Genomic DNA, 15372 nt, shown 5'->3' on the forward strand with positions numbered 1-15372 from the left:
GACCTCGTCGGTGAACAAGCAAGGGATAGCCCGAAAAATCAGCGCTTGAAAATCTGGTCGAACACGCCGTTGTCATCAAAGTGGGTTTTCTGCGCCTTGGCCCAACCACCAAACACGTCATCGATGGTGAAAGTTTTTACTTTGGGAAAGCGCTTGATGTCCTTGGGGTCCGCCAATTCGGGCTTGATGGGTCGGAAGTAATTTTCAGCAGCAATCTTCTGCCCCACCGGTGAATACAGGTATTCCAGGTAAGCCTGAGCCACTTTGGTCGTGCCTTTCTTTTCAGCATTGGCAGTGACCACCGCCACGGGGGGCTCGGCCAGAATACTCAGGGACGGCACCACGATGTCAAACTTGTCCGGCCCCAGTTCGTTCACAGCCAAAATGGCCTCGTTCTCCCAGGCCACCAGCACGTCTCCAATACCCCGCTGCACAAAGGTGTTGGTAGAGCCTCGCGCACCGGAATCCAATACAGGCACATTCTTAAACAGGTTGGCGGTGAATTCCCGGGCTTTGGCCTCACTGTTGCCGTACTTCTTCAGGGCATACCCCCAGGCCGCCAGGTAGTTCCAACGGGCCCCTCCCGATGTTTTGGGATTGGGGGTGATCACGGCGACGTTCGGCTTGGTCAGGTCATCCCAATCTTTAATGCCTTTGGGATTGCCCTTGCGCACCAGAAACACAATGGTGGATGTGTAGGGTGAACTGTTGTGCGCAAAATTTTTCTGCCAGCCAGCGGGCAGCTTTTTGCTTTCCTGGGCAATGGCATCAATGTCATAACCCAAAGCAAGCGTCACCACATCGGCATCCAGCCCATCAATCACTGCACGGGCTTGCTTGCCCGATCCACCATGAGACTGCTTGATGGTGACGTTGTCACCGGTTTTTTCTTTCCAGTATTTGGCGAATTCCGGGTTGTACTGCTGGTACAGCTCGCGGGTGGGATCATAAGACACGTTCAGCAATTGAATGTCGGCTGCATGGGCAGGCGAACCAAAGGCAGCCACTGCTGCCAGGCCCAAGCCGGCCAGGTGTTTGATCAATGTCTTGGAAATCATGGGGAGTCCTTGTTCTGATTCAGGGTTCAACAAGGACCATGGTAGGAAAAGGGCTGCCTGCTGTGAACGAAGAAAAACTTCTGAGCTTATGCGTTTCAGTTGCAGTAACCGCCGTGCGCCGGCAGTTCCAACATCCTCCATATAAGGTTCGACAATTTGTGTCGTTGCCGAAATCACCAGCACTCCCCTATCGTCAAGTGCTGCCCAACCATGCACCTGAAACTGACATGTCCACCGCAGTTCATCCACAACAGGCGAAATCCCTCGGCCGCTGGCAATGGGGAGTTCAGAATCGCAACACACAAACGCTTTGGTTTTCCAGATCCTCGTCGCTGGCCACAGCGTTGAAACCTCTCAAGGCAGTGGTGCCCGCTGTGCCCAATCCGCCCATACCACACAGCTCACCCACTGAACCGAAGTACCCAACCCTGCCCGACAACCATACGCTGGACAAGATGATTCTCGACAGGGTGTTGACCCACGGAACAAGCCTGCAAGCGTTGTGCGACTTTGACCCTGTTCAATACATTCACCGCCGTGCACAGGGTCCATCGACGCCCGGTGAATTGGCGGTTTGGTCTGCTTTCATGACGGCTTTGGCCATGCCAGCTGGCGGCGAATGGCTAAGATCCAAAGGCGTTCGTCATTTACCACACGACGAACATCAAATCCGTTGGCTGGAAAATCTCGCCAAAGCTTGTTGCGCTGTGAGTCGGAGCATGGGACGATTTCCGGACATTGTTTGGCAATCTGAATTGCCAGTCCAACAAACGGATCTAGCCGTTCAGGCCGCAAACCTTGCACTATCGCGATTGTGCGGGCAGCCTTCCCAACCGGCATCAGCAGATTGGGTGGTCAATGCGCTTCGTAACGGACTGGATCCAGACAAGCAGTCCGCACAATTTCAACGGATTGAACGACGCCTGCTCAAACTCGGTACCTGGCTCAAACGGGCCGAGCAAAGCCGGCGATGGGCCCGCGCATGGCCGATGGCCGGTAAGCATCCATTCAACAACCTGCAATGGGGGTTACTGGGTGCGGACCGCGGCGGCAGCAAGCCGATCACGGAACTGCCTTCACAGCCAGGCCGCGCTTTTAGCCGTGGCGGACTGCTGAGCACACTGAACCACCTGGTGGACAACATTCAGGGCGCGTCACGGCTGCGTTGGTATGGCGGTGGACGAGCTGGTCTTGCATTGCAGGGCTTGTCGATCCGTCTGATTCAATGTCTGACGGGACTGTTGATCCGCGTCAAAATCAAACTCAGCTTGCATGGCATTCGCCAGGCTGGTTTCGAAATGGCCATGCCACCCTACAACATGGAGCTGTTATTGATCAGCCGTCGAGGAACACTGTTTCGCACCGGCGTTGGTATCGGCGCTGGCCCGGGGATAGAACCCTTGGATATTCATGGCGGTGTCGAGCTGGAGGCTCTGCAGAGCGAGGTCAACCACATGGAGGGTATCGCTTTGCGCATGCCAAGAATTCGCGGCCAGGAATCCACTCTGCGAGAACGCTTCAAAGCCTTGCTGGCTGACCTGGTAAACAGGCCCGGGGGATTGTCTGAACCGGGTGATTTTTTAAAATACCTACTGGCCAACTATCCGGAGTTGTCGATTTCAGAACTGGGGAACTATCGTGAAAAAACCCACAGCCACTCAGCGCAGTTGGAAGCCACCGCCAGCCTGAAATGTGTGGTGTTTGAATTGTGCTGCAATCTGTTTGCAAGGTTGCGGTGGACACGTCGGTCCAGACGAGAACTGGTGGACAACACAGGCGCAATCCGGGTGCACAAGAAGAGCCGGTTGCACGGACTTGAATGCGCTGTGGGTGCGAAGCTGGAGGTGAAATCGCCAATGAACCATTCCGACCCATCCATGCGGTTGACCAACGGAACCCCATGGTCGGCAGATTGGACAGTGGGTAGCGCAAGTCGATCATTCAGACAGGACTGGGTTGAGTCAGACGGCCTTGTGCACCCCATGTCATTCATCGAGGTCGAATATCAACATGTGCATGATTTTGTATCAAGCATCCAGGCCCACAAAGCGACATGGATTTCCGAGCGCGCACAACAAAAGCAGTGCTCTCATGCCCAGGCTGAACAGGAATTAAACACATTCCTGAATGATTGCAGAAACAACCGGGCCAGCAATTTAACTTATGCAGCCAGGGCGGAGCTTCGACCACACTGTGTTACCCAAATTAACCGGGCCAAAGCACTGCTTGACTTGCTGGCCAATCATCATCCAGCGCTGAGCCAAACGCTTCAACAGGGTATCAACACTGTCCAGCACAGTCCTGATTCATACCGACCAACCTCGTTTCGGGTCTATCACCGTCAGTCGAATCAGCGCCGTTGCGGCTTGCAAATTGGATTGCAACTGGAGTGTATTGACCAGGCCGACGGTGTTCACGCACACAATCGCTTGATGTGATCAAAGGCTCACGCGGTGCGCCTGGGCAACAGCACAACCACCATGGCTGTCAGAATCAGACCCAGCGCTGCAAAGTCAGGCCAGTGTGGTGCCTCGCCCAGAAAGAATGCGCCGGCCATGACACCGACCACCGGAATCATCATGACGGACAAACTGGATGCCACTGGCGGCAACGACTTGGCCAAGGTGAACCAGCCCACCTGTGCAAATGCAAACACGCCCACGGCGTTGTACACAATCGGCCAGATTTGTGGCCAAGTGGTCGGCAAGTGACCAGGACCCAAACCTTCCAGCACCACAGCCAGTGTGCCCATGGCTGCCATGGTGGGCCACATCATGAAATGCGTAAACGCCAGCGGATGCAGATCCACCGGAAAACGTTTGATGAGGGTGGTACCCAACCCCCAACTGCCGGCTGCGATGCACATCAGGAGCACACCCAACGGGCTTCCGGCAATCGCATTGAATTCCGAGCTCAGCAACAACAGCGTTGCCACCATGGCCAACGCCAATCCGATCCAGCCCCGTGCACCCACCGGGTGCTTGAAAAGAAGCCCAGTGAGCACCGTCCACACCGGCATGGTGTAGCCGAGAATGGCTGCCCGACCTGAACTCAATTCTTTCACCGCCAACACACAGAACACATGCCAACCAATCATGTTGGGCAGGCAGAGCCACAGCATTCGCCCCCACAATGCTTTGGGAACGCGCAGCGATACCTTCATGGCCGCCGCCAAACCCCACATGATGAAGGCCCCCAGCAACATGCAGAAAAAACGGAAGCTCAAGGGCGTGTAATGCGTGACCGCGTACTTCATGACTGGCCAGTTGATGCCCCATACCACGGTCATGCCCAGCAGAAGCTGCAATTGAAGAAGGGTAAGACGAACAGCGGGCATGGACCAGGCAATAAAACCGACAGGCCTGTAGTGTAATGGATACCCCCAACACTGGCCCTTGGTGCAAGCCCTAGCTGAATACCCAGATACGCGCGGCTCGGGTTGGCGACCAGAACCAGGTTCTGCACACCGGAACCATGGACGAACCATCTGAATGGAAGTCGCACATAGTGGTCCATTTCATGGCGGGGACACGCAATGCCACACACACAAGCATCGGCTGGATCAAGTTCTTCCAACAGGGCGTTATTGGACCATCAATTCCAGCCCCCTGAGGCAACACCCGAGCGTCGCCAGCCATTGCGCGGCAAGTTATACGGCATGGTTCAGGCGCTGGCCCGTGGCTCATCGGACATTTTCAAGAGACCCATGTGCCTGAATGCGAACGACAGCCCGCATCTGGAGAATCTGGCCCGGAAAACCCCAGCGGCGCAACACCCGGCGGCTCATCACCTTCGCTCCGTCACCTTTTCCACGCAGCGCCCTTCAAACCAACCACCACCATTTCCTTTCGGTGTTACCCATCGGTTCACCGGTGGGGTCGAATCCATGTCACATCCACCAACGGTGGCCAGCCTGATGCCGCAGCTTCGTGCCTCGCTCAGCAGCAAACAAGGCTTTGTTTACATTCGAGATGCAAATGGTCTGAGTCCAGTTGAGCAATATGTCGAGCAACTGAGGCGAAGTGACGCAATTCCCTTGGGCCACGGGTGTTCGCTGGTTGGTGCGTTCACCACGCCGCCAGCGATTGCATCGGTGTTTTCTCCTCAATGGACTTTTCAGGTTTACGATGCCAATCTTCAGTACACCTTTGATGTTCCTGTCACAGAGATACCGTTGGTTGACCTGCCCAACCCCAACCAACGGGCTCAGCAACTCATGCACATCAAAGACTGCATGGACAGCCACCTGCGCTCACTGCCCGACACTTACAAGGACAGTCCGCAGTGCCCAAGTATTATTTGCCCCCAATATCCCCGCATCGCCCAATTGGTGACTGCACAGGAAGAATGTCTGGGCCGACAGTTTCGGGGCGAGCTGAACTGCCGCCACGGCGGCGAATGGATTGGTGCTGTTGAAGAACTGTTACCGATCATCAGCCCGGAAAAGCCCCAGTTTCGGGGTGAAGAGTCGTGCGATGTTGAAACATTTTTTGTTCAAAAGGGCATCCGGGACGTTGGCATGCATCTACTGCCGCCATCGCTTGGAAACATCTGTCAACCGCTGATCGATGGTGCATGCATCCGAGGCTTCAAACGGCACCTGTTGAATCGCCCCGCCCAAGCCGAACCCAAACCTGAACCAGCAAGGCCCGTGCACAGGACTGCCTCAGCCACCCCTTGGCTGGACTGTCGGGATCACGGACTGGCCTTTAAAACCCCGGTTGAACACATGCAATGCGGCACACAGGCCATCAACGGCTTTTTCCAGCAACACCGACTCCGTGCATCAGCCATGGCTGCACACGTCGCCGCCCGACAACTGGATACCTACCAGGCACTGGGCCTACCGATTCATGAGCAAAAAGGCTTCATGCACCCCAAACTGTTGAGGGCACTGTTTGCTGAAAAACCGGTGCAGCTCACCCAACAGGAATTTATCGGGAATGACCCCCAAGCGTTGGACATGAGCAGTGAGTTGACCCGCTGGCAAGGATGGCAACAACTGGTCAACGCCAGTCCAGCTGCACAGGGAAAGAACTGGATAAACCACCGTGCTGAACTCATGGCGATTCGCGATTTGGTGATCACGCCGGACATGTGGTTGGCGGCCCAACGTGGCATTGATGTTGCTGATTTGAAGGCTGTACTGAACACAGAACTTGAACGCAATCACCCACCGCACCTACCCAGCCGCCTGATGCACCTCGACATCCACGCACAACCTCAGACCATGCAAGGGCTGGAAAGTTTTGCAATGCAGTCGCTGGCGCAAGGCAAGGACTGTCCGATCATCGTCCGGACGGGTCGGCAGGCCGGGCACTTTTTGACCATTGTGCCGGACCGCCATGGGAATTGGCTCAGCCTCAACAGCGACGGCACCCAGGAGTCTGGCGTGCAACGCTGCAAACTTTGGTGCCGCGCCGGTGAATTGGCCCAGTCTTTTCGAGCCCATGGCGTTGGTGATGTCTTAATCGATGAGCAATTCAACCGCGGGGGACACTGAGTATGCCGTTTGGAATCAAAAGCGCGATTTTTTCCTGTTTTGGGCAGAAAACGCCCCCCACAGAAACCACCCCAACCCAACAGCCCACCCAAGCCAATCCCGCTGGGCTTCGGGTGGCCGCCATTCCGCAACCCGTGCGCTTGAACCAGCTCGATGCAGTGCCAACCAACCCACTGGCCCTACCAGACCCACCACCCCGACCTGTCGACACTGGATTCCAACCGGGGCGACGCTACACGCCAACCGAACTTCAGTGTTTCGCAACCAATCGGCAGTTCAGCGAGAGCAACCGCATGGCGCTCTTGCAAGCCATGGCCAATGCCATGAACGAGGCTGATTGCCCGAAAGCGGTCAAGGCATCGTTGTGCCAGGTTCTAAGCGATCAATTGCGTGATCACGACAGCATCCAGTTTTTAAATGCGCCGAGGCAAGCCAATTACTTTGCGTCTTACGGCATCGACATGGCCTTGCAATGCCTGAGCGATCAATACTCCGTGGTGTTGGAGCGAAATCTGCGACAGATGCTCGACCGTTGGGTGAAGCAACTGTGTCCAGCCCAGACCGAATTCAATCTGGACGGCGTGGTGTACAGCCGTCAGGAAATAACCGCCCTGTTGAACAACCGCACCCTGATTTCCCGGCAGATTCCACTTCGCCCCGATGACCTCGCCACACGACTGGAAAACCGGCTCAACGGTGTGGGTACATCGCTACCTGGGCAAACCGTGCACGACGCTGCAGTGCGTGACAACGGCGAGCGGCTGCTCAACCTGATGAAGGCAGCGCACAGGCAATCCAACGAGATGACGCCAACCAACATGCGACAGGCAATTCAACAACTGGCTGACAAACACCCTCGGCAACAGGACATTCTGCGCGGCATGGAAAAAACCTTGACCAACCCACACGCCGACTCGAATTGGCGTGTACCTGTCATCGCGCGGCAAGTGCTGGGCCATGTCATCCAGTACATCTCGGCAAAAACCGACATACCCCTGAAAAATAACCTGAACCAGGCACTGCTGGAGCGTTTGATCGAAATTGATCGGGAAGACCCCTGCGCCCCCGGCATCATGCAACGGCTGTTGGACGTGCCCAGTGGCATCGACCCAGCCATGGACATCGCTGCCAAATCAAGGCAAGTGGGTGAAGACCTGGCCACACTGGCTGGCAAAACACGCCAACGTGTCGACGCGTTGATTGAGGAGGGGTTGGAGGCTTTGCCAAACCAGGACCGAACATTGGCCAATCAGCAAGGCCCGATGGCCATCATCGGCGAAAACATGTTCGAAGCCCGCGTCAATCTTGAGATGCAGCGCCTGAGAGGCCTTCCAGCCGGTGACTTGACAGAGCATGTCAACAAACTGAAGTTGGGGTTCCGCTAGACAAGCACACAGCGGGCGTGCTTGAGGGAACCGCAAATTGTTGGATGTTTACACTGTACAATCCGGGTACTTCATCACCTGAAACAACGTGGACCATGGGCCAGCGCTTCTCCCAATTCAAAACCTTTCCTGAACGTCTGGCCCACAGCTTCCAAACCAGCCATTCCATGTTGTGTGTGGGCCTGGACCCGGACATCAGCCGCATGCCCACAGGCTATGGCACCAGCGCAGCCGACATCGAGCGCTTCTGCGTGGAAATTGTGAAGGCCACAGCGGAATACGCCTGCGCCTTTAAACCGCAGATTGCTTACTTTGCCGCCAACCGGGCTGAAGGGGCGCTGGAGAACATCATTGGTCGCATCCATGAACTGGCGCCACATGCCACCGTGGTGCTGGATGCCAAGCGGGGCGACATTGGCGCCACCGCCAAGCAATACGCCATTGAAGCGTTTGATCGTTTTCAGGCCGACAGTGTGACCTTGAGCCCCTACATGGGCCATGATTCGGTAGAACCCTACCACGCCTACCCAGACCGGGGTTTGTTCATTTTGTGCCGCACCTCCAACCCTGGTGGCAACGATTTGCAATTTTTGGTCACCGGCCGGGAAGAGCCCATTTACCAAACTGTGGCGAAGTTGGCCACCAACGCCTGGAACCCGCATCAGCAAGTCGGCCTGGTGGTGGGCGCGACCTATCCCGATGAAATCCGGGCAGTTCGCCGGTTGGCGGGTGATGCGCCCTTGCTGGTGCCCGGTGTAGGTGCCCAAGGCGGTGATTTGCTAAACACCGTTAAAAACGGGCTGTGCAGCCAGGGCTGGGGGTTACTCATCAACTCCTCCAGAGCCATTCTGTATGCCAGCAGCGGGGCCGATTTTGCACAAGCCGCTGCCCGGGAGGCGGAATCGACCCGCGCTGCCATTCAAACAGCCAAAGACCAAGCCCATTCGGGCTAAAATTCGGGGTAACACACACCCAACACACACAGCGCACCAAGCCTTGGGCAACAAAGGCGTGCAGCCGGGGAGACACGGGATGAAAATACTTTTGGCCGAGGACGACAACCTGTTGTCCGAGGGGCTTGCACAATCGTTGCGACAAACCGGCTACGCGGTGGACTGCATGTTCAATGGCAGCGATGCCGATACCGCACTGACCACCATGAGCTACGACCTGCTCATTCTGGATTTGGGTTTGCCCAAAATGAGTGGCTTGGAGGTGCTGCGCAAGTTACGGGCGCGCAACAACCACATGCCCGTGCTGATTTTGACGGCCGCCGACAGTGTGGAACAACGGGTGCAAGGCCTGGATGCCGGAGCCGACGACTACATGGCCAAGCCCTTTGACCTGAAAGAGCTAGAAGCCCGTGTGCGAGCGCTCACCCGCCGAGGTTCAGGCGGCGGGGCCAGCATCTGGAAACATGGTCCACTGACCTATGACCAGGTCGGCCGAATTGCCTACATCAACGAGGACATGCTGGACCTCTCGGCCCGCGAAGTGGGGCTGCTGGAGATTCTGCTGCAGCGGGTGGGGCGACTGGTCAGCAAGGAACAATTTGTGGACCACCTGTGCGAATGGGGCGAAGAAGTGAGCAACAACGCCATTGAGGTCTACATTCACCGGCTTCGAAAGAAGATCGAAGTCAACGGAATTCGGATTGCCACGGTGCGGGGCCTGGGCTACTGCCTGGAAAAATACACCGACAAAGAGGCCCAAGCCAATGCACACCCCAACGCCTGAGGATGCCTGATTGGCCTGGTACAAACGCAATCCGCTGGCCTCGGGCAAACAACAGCGACGCTCGTTGTTTGGCGAAATCCTGGACTGGATGTTGGCCCCCTTGCTGATTTTGTGGCCCATGAGCATCGGCGTCACCTACCTGGTGGCCAAGTCCATCGCCAACGACCCGTTCGACCACATTCTGGACGACAAAATCACCGCCCTGGCGCAGGAAGTTGCCGTGCAGGCATCCAGCAACGCATTCAAATTGCCCGACCAGGCACTGGAAATTCTGAAAGCCGACGGGACCGACCAATATCGCATTCAGGTGGTCGGCAAGCGGGGGGAATTCCTCATGGGTGACGAGCGTACCCTGCCCGTGCCCGAACGGCGACGACTTGAAATCGGTGTGGTGGTGTTTCGAGACGTGGTCGTGAACAGCGAAGACTTTCGGGTTGGACATTTGTGGATTGAACTGCCAGTGCCGGGCGAGCAGCGCTTCATGCTCATCCAGATGGCTGAAACGCTGGGCAAACGCGAACGCCTGGCCAACGAAATCATCAAAGGCGTGATCTTGCCGCAGTTTGTGGTGTTGCCACTGGCCGTGCTCTTGGTGTGGTTTGGCCTGTCACGCGGCATTGCACCGCTCAACACCTTGCTGGATGTGATCCGCAATCGCAAACCCGACGACCTAAGCGCCCTGCAAAGCAAAGACACCCCGGAAGAGCTGATGCCGGTGATTTTGGCGTTGAATGAACAACTGAGCCGATTGGAACAAACCATTGAGACCCAGAAGCGGTTTGTGGCCGATGCAGCCCATCAACTCAAAACCCCGCTGGCCGGCCTGCGCATGCAGGTTGAACTGTTGAGCGACGAGCCCGACCCCGCCGCGCGGGCCCGCAGCCTGCGGCGCCTGAAGGTGGGCACAGAACGTTCAACCCGCCTGGTGAACCAATTGCTGGCCCTGGCCCGCACCGAGGCCCCGCTGGTGCTGCGGTTTGAACAGATTGACCTGTGCCACATTGCCCGAACGGTGACGCGGGACTTTGTCCCCGAGGCCATGAACAAGCGGATTGACCTGGGTGTGGAAGTGCCTGAGCACCCGGTCTACATCCAGGGCCAAACGCTCATGATCACCGAAATGCTGAAAAACCTGGTGGAAAACGCCCTACGTTACACCCCCGAGGGCGGACTGGTGACCGTGCGGGTGGATGACAGCAGCCAGCAAGATGGTATTCGGCTGGACGTGGAGGATGACGGCCCGGGCATTCCCGTCAATGAGCGCCCACTGGTGTTTGACCGTTTTTACCGGGTGCTGGGCACGAGCGAAGATGGCTCGGGCCTCGGGCTGGCCATTGTTCAGGAAACCGCCCACCAGCACAGCGCCCATGTGGCCATTCTCGACAACCCCCGCAGCACCCAGCCAGGCAGGCCTGGTTGTTTGATGCGAGTCAGTTTCCCGCCAACCCACAGTCAGCTAGAGTACTGAACTACAATAGTTTCACGCAGCAACCCCAAACCAGACCAACCCGATGAGAAGCAAACCCCAAGAGTGGCAAGCCCCCGATGATGACAATTCAAAGCTGGCCAATTTGTGTGGCCCAGTGGATGCCAACCTGCGCCTGATTGAGCAGGCATTCCAGGTGAAGATTGCCCGACGGGGTGGCATGCTCAATGTGCAGGGTGACAAAGATGCAGCGCGGCAAGCCATTGTACTCATCAACCACTTTTTTGACAAAAGCGAAAAACCGGTGACAGCCGATGACATTCAACTGGCCATCGTCGAACTGAAAAACACAAGCACCTTGAGCTCACCCAGTGAGCCCACGGTGATTTTGGGGCAAGACGAAGTGGTCACCCTGCGGGTAAAACGGGGGGATTTGCAGGCCCGCACTGCCCGGCAGAAGGAATACCTGAAAAACGTGCTGGAACATGACCTGACTTTTGGCATTGGCCCAGCCGGTACCGGCAAAACCTACCTGGCCGTGGCCTGCGCGGTGGACGCGCTGGAGCGCGATGCCGTGAAACGGATTGTGCTCACCCGCCCTGCCGTGGAAGCGGGCGAACGACTGGGCTTTTTGCCCGGTGACCTGACCCAGAAAGTGGACCCCTACCTGCGCCCGCTGTACGATGCGCTCTACGATTTGGCGGGGTACGACCGCGTGCAAAAATGGTTTGAGCGCAACGTGATTGAAATCGCGCCCCTGGCCTACATGCGCGGACGCACCTTGAGCCATGCGTTTGTCATTTTGGATGAGGCGCAAAACACCACGCCTGAGCAGATGAAAATGTTTCTGACCCGGATTGGATTTGGCAGCAAAGCGGTGATTACCGGGGATGTGACCCAAATTGACCTACCACGCGGCCAGCAAAGTGGCTTGGTGCAAGCCCAACACGTGCTGCGCCAAGTCAAGGGCGTGGCCATGACCTACTTTAATGCGCAAGACGTGGTGCGCCACCCCCTGGTGGCCCGCATTGTGGAAGCCTATGAACGTTTTCACAACCCGGAACGCCGCAACTCTCCCATGGAGGATGCCAGTGCCCAGGAGCCACAGCCTTGAATAAATCCGACCGCCCTGCCCCCGTCAGTGTTGCCATTCAGTGGGCACCGGAGGCTGACCACCCCCCGTTTTCGGAGGTGGACAATGCCCGTATTCGCCGCTGGGCCAAGGCCTGCTTTCGGGATGGGGCTGAAATCACCATCCGCATGGTGGGCGACGAGGAAGGCCGACAACTGAACCGCGACTTCCGGGGCAAGGACTACGCCACCAATGTGCTGACCTTTCCCATGGACCTGCCCGACCTGGGCAGCGAGGCTGGTTTGCCCACGTTTATGGCAGACATCGTGATTTGCCCCGCCGTGGTCGAACGGGAAGCCAAAGAACAGGGCAAAGACCCGATCGACCACTTGGCCCACCTGGTGGTGCACGGTTGCCTGCATGCGCAAGGCTATGTGCATGAACTGGACAGCCAGGCCGAACTGATGGAAGGCAAGGAAGTGGAAATTTTGAAGCGCTTCCGGATTTCAAACCCGTATGAGCGCTAGACCAGCAATATAGTGGGGCTGTACTTCGCCACCGTGGCATCATGGGTCAGCAACTTCAAAGGTTCGGTCAGCGCCTGCGCCACCAGGATTCGATCAAACGGATCTTGGTGAATGGGCGGCAACTCGGCAACAGCCACCGCATGCTCCGCTTCAATGGGCAACAAAAAATATCCCGCTTGCTCAAAATACCGCTTGGCCTCACTGGCTGACACCGGCATTACGCCACGCCCAAGGCTGTGCTTGATGGCGATTTCCCACAAACTGGCCACACTCACCCAAATGTGAGAACGACTGGATTCGATCCATTGGCGGGCTTGCTGCGGCAAACGGGGATGGTCTGTAATGGCCCACAAGGCGATGTGAGTGTCCAAGATCAAATTCATGGTTTTTTGGTCTGCCCCACAAACAGCGCCTCAATGTGGGCATTGGCCACATCAATGTCGTCTGGAACCTCAAACAGACCCTTGGCAATACCAATGCGCTGTTGAGACGCACCGTGGTCAATGGCGACCAACTTGGCAACGGGCCGGCCGTTGCGCGCGATGATGATCTCCCTTTCACGGCCCTGCTCCAAGGCTTCCACCAAACGGGACAAATTGGACTTCGCTTCGAGCATGTTCACGGGTTGCATTTGTCAGTTCCTATACCTTAGCTAAGTCTAGTCTAGCCAAAAATAGTTCAATTTCAAATGTCCTGCAGACCTGCCCTCTACATGTGGCAATTTTCCATCGCAGGGCTGTTGACGAAAAGCTGAATTTCCACCATAATCGCGGTCTTTGGTTGAAAGCTACTTGGTTGCCAACCACGGGTCGTTAGCTCAGCCGGTAGAGCAGAGGACTTTTAATCCTTTGGTCGCAAGTTCGAATCTTGCACGACCCACCAAAATTCAAGGACCTAGACGCGCAAGCGGCTAGGTCCTTTTTCGTTTCTGGGTGGTTTTTGGTCAACTGCCCGGGCGGACCTACTTCCGGTTTCCGAGGTTTTGGTTTAGCTTAGCGGCTAAATGTGCGAGTTTCGCCTTTGGTTTATTTGGTGAAACGGACGGCAAGCAATTGAAAGTAAATCAGTATTGGGCTCGCGATGATTTGTTCACATAAAGAGGTATCGCCAATATTGTTCGATATATCAAGTTAGCCAATTCAAAACATGACCACTATCCTTAAGCCGCACTTTGGTATCCCTCTAGAACGTGAATATGAGGGTTGGATCGTCCATCGAATTGAAAAATACTTTCGCCACATTGGGAAGAGCGTGCATGTATGGGCTGTTTCCCCTACGGATGAAGCAACCTGGCCAGCAGATGAAGCAATGATCGTTGGGGGGAAGCTATTTGGTTTGCAGTTTAAACAGCCCAAACTTGGCACTTACGCAGCAGGGACTTCTCCCGACTTTTCTCGCCTCAAATGGATACTTACTTCACCACCGGGGCAAGCTGCATTGGTAGCTTCAAACCCAGAGATTTATTACTGCCTTCCAACATTCACTAATCGAGAATGGCGTCGAGAGTCGCTTCATCATGCTCTTTTTTGGCACCCAACGTCATCGGATTTGGCAAATCCCGTCGATCTGAATGTCTGGTACGAAAACCTAAGCACCAAGGTAAAGTCGAAAAACAACAATATCGTTCGACACCCAAGCTGTTTCCGGTGGGGGGAGTTCATTGAGCGTGTTCTTAATTGCCAACTCCCAGACGGCTTTGAGCGAGCGACACCTGCACACACAGTGTTGCAGCGTATCCGCCGAAGCTATAGCGAGTTTATGAACATACCCCAGGGAGAGCGGCCTGATCAGCAAAACCAGGACAGCCAAGACGGCAGCCTTGAGACTGTTCTTTACCTCTTCTATTTGCCAGAGGAATACTTTGGCTAACCCATCATTCCACCTGACCTGCGCGAAAAGCCGCGCAGGCCGGTGAATTCAAACGTTAGCCATCTCAAAAGACACTATGCTGAACGCTTTCTGGCAATGGCTGCAGACCGTTAAACCACAACATGCGATAGCTGCATTTTGCGTGGCCATTGTCATAGGTCGATTTGTCTATCCGTCGCTCGTATATGACTCGTCGTCTCGCGACCTAATCCTTATCGCAATGCTCTGCATACTTGTGCCTGATCTTGCAAAGCTCATTTCGCGAGTCAACAAAGTGAAGATTGGTGACAAAGAAATCGAACTCGCTGAAGCTCTTGATGATCTGGCAAAGAAGACAGAAGAGGCCGAAGAGCAATTGTCAAAATCAGAAGACGGCGGGTTCAAGCGTGCCACGCCAGAAGCGTCGCCAAACATTGACAAGTATTTGAGAGACCCAAGAGGCGGGCTTATTGCTGTCGCGGTAGACATTGAGGAACGAGTCCAAACTATTCTCACGCAAAACAACCTAGACACTTCCCGAGGCTACATGTCGCCTATGCACGCAGCAGAATTGCTAGCGCGGCGCGGGATCGTTGTTCGCGAGCTGCCAATTCTGATGAAAGATTTCTGGGTCGTTAGAAATCGAGCCTTTCACAGCAGCAACGTAAAGCTTAGTGAGCAAGACGTATATCGGCTAGTCGATCTAGGTGTTCGTATTCTTGAACTCTTGGCAGTTACGCGCTCCGATGGCTAACCTCTCATTCCACCGGACCTGCGCGAAAAGCCGCGCAGGCCGGTGAATTAAAACGGTTAAGC

At 55.8% G+C, this 15372-nt stretch carries 14 protein-coding genes and 1 tRNA gene; 11 read left to right on the forward strand and 4 right to left on the reverse strand.

Going from position 1 to position 15372, the window contains the following annotated elements; genetic code table 11:
• Positions 1 to 38: 38 nt before the first annotated feature.
• Positions 39 to 1058: a sulfate ABC transporter substrate-binding protein gene (locus NQT62_RS00815; RefSeq protein ID WP_256762631.1), complete on the reverse strand. Its 1020-nt coding sequence runs from the start codon at positions 1056 to 1058 to the stop codon at positions 39 to 41.
• A 227-nt stretch (positions 1059 to 1285) separates the two neighbouring features.
• On the opposite strand from NQT62_RS00815, the gene NQT62_RS00820 reads away from it, so the two are divergent.
• Positions 1286 to 3496, forward strand: a complete 2211-nt coding sequence (locus NQT62_RS00820; protein ID WP_256762632.1) for a hypothetical protein — start codon at positions 1286 to 1288, stop codon at positions 3494 to 3496.
• 8 nt (positions 3497 to 3504) lie between these two features.
• Here NQT62_RS00820 and NQT62_RS00825 read toward each other — a convergent pair whose 3' ends face one another.
• A complete protein-coding gene (locus NQT62_RS00825) occupies positions 3505 to 4395 on the reverse strand; it encodes a DMT family transporter (RefSeq protein WP_256762634.1) in 891 nt (296 codons plus the stop codon).
• Between the two features lie 198 nt (positions 4396 to 4593).
• Here NQT62_RS00825 and NQT62_RS00830 point away from each other — a divergent pair, with 198 nt between their 5' ends.
• From NQT62_RS00830 to ybeY, 7 genes are all read left to right on the forward strand, one after another.
• A complete protein-coding gene (locus tag NQT62_RS00830; RefSeq protein WP_256762635.1) occupies positions 4594 to 6561 on the forward strand; it encodes a hypothetical protein in 1968 nt (655 codons plus the stop codon).
• Between the two features lie 2 nt (positions 6562 to 6563).
• Positions 6564 to 7946, forward strand: a complete 1383-nt coding sequence (locus NQT62_RS00835; protein ID WP_256762637.1) for a hypothetical protein — start codon at positions 6564 to 6566, stop codon at positions 7944 to 7946.
• A gap of 95 nt (positions 7947 to 8041) precedes the next feature.
• Positions 8042 to 8899 (forward strand): orotidine-5'-phosphate decarboxylase, encoded by an 858-nt coding sequence (gene pyrF / locus NQT62_RS00840; protein ID WP_256762638.1) that lies wholly within the window; start codon positions 8042 to 8044, stop codon positions 8897 to 8899.
• Between the two features lie 79 nt (positions 8900 to 8978).
• A complete protein-coding gene (locus NQT62_RS00845; protein WP_256762639.1) occupies positions 8979 to 9683 on the forward strand; it encodes a response regulator in 705 nt (234 codons plus the stop codon).
• Positions 9684 to 9693: 10 nt separating this feature from the next.
• Positions 9694 to 11151 (forward strand): sensor histidine kinase, encoded by a 1458-nt coding sequence (locus NQT62_RS00850; RefSeq protein ID WP_256762641.1) that lies wholly within the window; start codon positions 9694 to 9696, stop codon positions 11149 to 11151.
• A 43-nt stretch (positions 11152 to 11194) separates the two neighbouring features.
• Positions 11195 to 12223, forward strand: a complete 1029-nt coding sequence (locus NQT62_RS00855) for a PhoH family protein (RefSeq protein WP_256762642.1) — start codon at positions 11195 to 11197, stop codon at positions 12221 to 12223.
• Positions 12220 to 12708 carry an rRNA maturation RNase YbeY gene (gene ybeY, locus NQT62_RS00860; protein ID WP_306173501.1) on the forward strand — a complete coding sequence of 163 codons (489 nt, stop codon included), beginning with the start codon at positions 12220 to 12222 and terminating at the stop codon, positions 12706 to 12708. Before NQT62_RS00855 ends, ybeY begins: the two co-directional genes overlap by 4 nt.
• Here the strand turns inward: ybeY and NQT62_RS00865 are convergent.
• Positions 12705 to 13091 (reverse strand): type II toxin-antitoxin system VapC family toxin, encoded by a 387-nt coding sequence (locus tag NQT62_RS00865; RefSeq protein WP_256762643.1) that lies wholly within the window; start codon positions 13089 to 13091, stop codon positions 12705 to 12707. The two genes, ybeY and NQT62_RS00865, sit on opposite strands and share 4 nt — an antisense overlap.
• Positions 13088 to 13339 (reverse strand): type II toxin-antitoxin system Phd/YefM family antitoxin, encoded by a 252-nt coding sequence (locus NQT62_RS00870; RefSeq protein ID WP_256762644.1) that lies wholly within the window; start codon positions 13337 to 13339, stop codon positions 13088 to 13090. Before NQT62_RS00870 ends, NQT62_RS00865 begins: the two co-directional genes overlap by 4 nt.
• Positions 13340 to 13514: 175 nt before the next feature.
• On the opposite strand from NQT62_RS00870, the gene NQT62_RS00875 reads away from it, so the two are divergent.
• From NQT62_RS00875 to NQT62_RS00885, 3 genes are all read left to right on the forward strand, one after another.
• Positions 13515 to 13590 (forward strand) — tRNA-Lys (locus tag NQT62_RS00875).
• 264 nt (positions 13591 to 13854) lie between these two features.
• Positions 13855 to 14577, forward strand: coding sequence for a hypothetical protein (locus tag NQT62_RS00880; protein WP_256762645.1), 723 nt, complete (start codon positions 13855 to 13857; stop codon positions 14575 to 14577).
• A 76-nt stretch (positions 14578 to 14653) separates the two neighbouring features.
• Entirely contained in the window at positions 14654 to 15310 is a 657-nt protein-coding gene (locus tag NQT62_RS00885) for a hypothetical protein (protein WP_256762647.1), read from the forward strand.
• The last annotated feature ends 62 nt before the right edge of the window (positions 15311 to 15372 follow it).

It is taken from the genome of Limnobacter humi, assembly GCF_024518835.1.
GTDB classification, from domain to species: Bacteria; Pseudomonadota; Gammaproteobacteria; order Burkholderiales; family Burkholderiaceae_B; genus Limnobacter; species Limnobacter humi.

What these genes read in the sequence shown, in the direction of transcription:
- NQT62_RS00815 (WP_256762631.1), bottom strand. Translation starts at nt 1,058, where the DNA reads ATGATTTCCAAGACATTGATCAAACACCTGGCCGGCTTGGGCCTGGCA.
- NQT62_RS00820 (WP_256762632.1), top strand. Translation starts at nt 1,286, where the DNA reads ATGTCCACCGCAGTTCATCCACAACAGGCGAAATCCCTCGGCCGCTGG.
- NQT62_RS00825 (WP_256762634.1), bottom strand. Translation starts at nt 4,395, where the DNA reads ATGCCCGCTGTTCGTCTTACCCTTCTTCAATTGCAGCTTCTGCTGGGC.
- NQT62_RS00830 (WP_256762635.1), top strand. Translation starts at nt 4,594, where the DNA reads ATGCCACACACACAAGCATCGGCTGGATCAAGTTCTTCCAACAGGGCG.
- NQT62_RS00835 (WP_256762637.1), top strand. Translation starts at nt 6,564, where the DNA reads ATGCCGTTTGGAATCAAAAGCGCGATTTTTTCCTGTTTTGGGCAGAAA.
- pyrF (WP_256762638.1), top strand. Translation starts at nt 8,042, where the DNA reads ATGGGCCAGCGCTTCTCCCAATTCAAAACCTTTCCTGAACGTCTGGCC.
- NQT62_RS00845 (WP_256762639.1), top strand. Translation starts at nt 8,979, where the DNA reads ATGAAAATACTTTTGGCCGAGGACGACAACCTGTTGTCCGAGGGGCTT.
- NQT62_RS00855 (WP_256762642.1), top strand. Translation starts at nt 11,195, where the DNA reads ATGAGAAGCAAACCCCAAGAGTGGCAAGCCCCCGATGATGACAATTCA.
- NQT62_RS00865 (WP_256762643.1), bottom strand. Translation starts at nt 13,091, where the DNA reads ATGAATTTGATCTTGGACACTCACATCGCCTTGTGGGCCATTACAGAC.
- NQT62_RS00870 (WP_256762644.1), bottom strand. Translation starts at nt 13,339, where the DNA reads ATGCAACCCGTGAACATGCTCGAAGCGAAGTCCAATTTGTCCCGTTTG.
- NQT62_RS00880 (WP_256762645.1), top strand. Translation starts at nt 13,855, where the DNA reads ATGACCACTATCCTTAAGCCGCACTTTGGTATCCCTCTAGAACGTGAA.
- NQT62_RS00885 (WP_256762647.1), top strand. Translation starts at nt 14,654, where the DNA reads ATGCTGAACGCTTTCTGGCAATGGCTGCAGACCGTTAAACCACAACAT.